Annotated in this window: 3 protein-coding genes; 2 read left to right on the forward strand and 1 reads right to left on the reverse strand. The window is 35.3% G+C overall.

Annotated elements, in window-relative coordinates; all coding sequences use genetic code 11:
* Window positions 1–247 precede the first annotated feature (247 nt).
* The gene (gene bsaA / locus RCF13_RS09025) at window positions 248–730 is read right to left on the reverse strand and encodes a glutathione peroxidase (protein WP_000219428.1); all 483 of its coding nucleotides are present in this window, start codon (window positions 728–730) and stop codon (window positions 248–250) included.
* Between the two features lie 224 nt (window positions 731–954).
* On the opposite strand from bsaA, the gene RCF13_RS09030 reads away from it, so the two are divergent.
* Both RCF13_RS09030 and rpmF read left to right on the forward strand, forming a co-directional pair.
* Window positions 955–1164, forward strand: coding sequence for a DUF3925 domain-containing protein (locus tag RCF13_RS09030; protein WP_000844977.1), 210 nt, complete (start codon window positions 955–957; stop codon window positions 1162–1164).
* A gap of 381 nt (window positions 1165–1545) precedes the next feature.
* On the forward strand, window positions 1546–1698 hold a 153-nt coding region (rpmF, locus tag RCF13_RS09035; protein ID WP_308141081.1), incomplete at its 3' end, for a 50S ribosomal protein L32.

The following is a 1698-nucleotide window of genomic DNA, read 5'->3' on the forward strand; positions in this document are numbered from 1 at the left end:
ACAACTCGAATGATATGCAACAACTTACTTTCAGTTATGAGAGTGCTATATATCAAAAAGGACAAGCTGCAACAGAATGGAAAAAATCCGTACACTTATGGGAAGTGCTTATGAAAAAAGCAGCTTCTCCGCCTAAATCAAATGACTTCCATTCAGCGATTTAATGTTGACAATGTGAATGTAAATAAAATGCCTCAAAGAACAAAATAGTTCTTTGAGGCATTTTTTAATAAAGTGAAACTCCTAGTTATTCCCCAAGTACCTTCTCAATCTCAACCTCTAAATCAACCGGCTTCGTTTGCGGCGCAAAACGCGCTACTACTTTCCCGTCTTTTCCAATTAAAAACTTAGTAAAGTTCCATTTCACTGCTTTCATACCTAGTAAACCTGGTGCTTGTTCTGTCATGTATGTATACAGAGGATGAGCTTTATCACCTTTCACATCAATCTTTGCAAACATCGGGAAGTTTACACCGTAGTTTAATTCACAAAAGCTTGTAATGTCTGCTTCTGTACCTGGTTCTTGTCCTCCGAATTGGTTACAAGGGAAACCGAGTATTTCTAGCCCTTGTTCTTTATATTTATCATATACTTCTTGTAATCCTTTATATTGCGGTGTAAAACCACATTTGCTAGCTACATTTACAATAAGAAGCGCTTTTCCTTCGTAATCTTTTAACGATTTATCTTCTCCTGTAATTGTTTTAGCTGAAAAATCATAAACTGTCATTGTTTATGCCCCTCTCTTCACTATCATTCTATGTTTATACTATACTACATTCGTGAATATACAGCTCTTATTACGTACTTACAACCAGAAATGATAGCGCTTTACTTTTGTTCGAAAATTCGACACAAACTACTAGACTTTTAAGATGTAAAGTTTTACAATTAAATTGTGAACAAAATGTGACAGTTTATATTCTATTATTATAGAAAAGGATGGTGTTCGATATGAAAACTGCACAACATGAAACGATTTCAAATCGCGAGTTTTATTTCGTACTATATATGATGTTATTGTATGTGATTGGCTGGGTAATCGATGTAAATGGTTTATTTTTAAGCTCCTACTTTAATTTAGCAGGAGAAATTATGCTTCCATTAGTTGGCGGCATTGTTGGGCTGTTCGTTATGTCTATCAATAAACAACAAAAGCAATAATTACAATACAAAAAGGCAGAAAACGAGGCTTTCGTTTTCTGCCTTTTTGTATTTTTAACGTATAATAGTTACATACCGTATATAAGGAGTGATAAAGATGAAAAAAGTAGAGCAATTATCTTCTCACCTATATCTTATTGATGATTTCGATTTACAACATAATGAACGAACTGGTACGTACGTTTTATTAGGTGACGATATCGGATAATGCTCATCTCATCGTCTGCCAGTTGAAATTCAACGTGCTTTGCTCCAACTGTGGAGAAAAAATTGAAGGCCACTCCTGTGATTGCGAAATTCAGGAATCAAAAGAGGAGTATTTGGACCCAAGATTAGCCAAGCTGAAGGAATTGTTAGAACAAGATTAAGGAGGTGTTAAGCATGGCAGTACCAAAGCGAAAAACTGGAAAATCAAAAAGAAATATGAGAAGAGCTGCTAACTCTAAATACACTGCACCAGGGTTTGTAAAATGCCCACAGTGTCACGAGCCAAAGTTACCTCATAGAGTATGTCCTGAGTGTGGACATTACAAA

Origin of the sequence: Stenotrophomonas maltophilia group sp. RNC7 (genome assembly GCF_030910085.1) — a bacterium.
Classification (GTDB): domain Bacteria; phylum Pseudomonadota; class Gammaproteobacteria; order Xanthomonadales; family Xanthomonadaceae; genus Stenotrophomonas; species Stenotrophomonas sepilia.

Bases quoted from the DNA above. Each gene is read 5' to 3' on its own strand.
- bsaA (WP_000219428.1), bottom strand. From the start codon at position 730: ATGACAGTTTATGATTTTTCAGCTAAAACAATTACAGGAGAAGATAAA.
- RCF13_RS09030 (WP_000844977.1), top strand. From the start codon at position 955: ATGAAAACTGCACAACATGAAACGATTTCAAATCGCGAGTTTTATTTC.